This is a genomic window from Paraburkholderia sp. SIMBA_030 (assembly GCF_046535245.1).
Classification (GTDB): domain Bacteria; phylum Pseudomonadota; class Gammaproteobacteria; order Burkholderiales; family Burkholderiaceae; genus Paraburkholderia.
In genome coordinates this window covers 1-247 of sequence record NZ_JAWRXB010001291.1, presented here as the reverse complement: position 1 = coordinate 247, position 247 = coordinate 1, and the positions used below count along the sequence as shown (strand labels likewise).

At 44.9% G+C, this 247-nt stretch carries 1 protein-coding gene; it reads left to right on the top strand.

Going from position 1 to position 247, the window contains the following annotated elements; all coding sequences use genetic code 11:
• On the top strand, positions 1-247 hold a 247-nt coding region (locus tag SB772_RS44210; RefSeq protein WP_410839050.1), incomplete at both ends, for a helix-turn-helix domain-containing protein.

Below are 247 nucleotides of genomic sequence, written 5' to 3'. Positions count from 1 at the left end.
AGTTTTTCCGCTCGCTAGGCAAGGAATGGTTTGATGATCAAGAAGACATTGCCAAAGATACAGGATGCGACGTTAGCACGGTGAAGGGATTCATCAAGTTGCTAGTGGATCACGGTTACCTGTTAGTTGAACGTAAGAAGCTACGCGGCTTTGTGCACTCGAATAGTTACAAGATCGTTACTTCCCTACAACTACATAATAAACACGTATCTGTAAGCGCTCCCGTGCAACCTTCTAGCGATGTTAG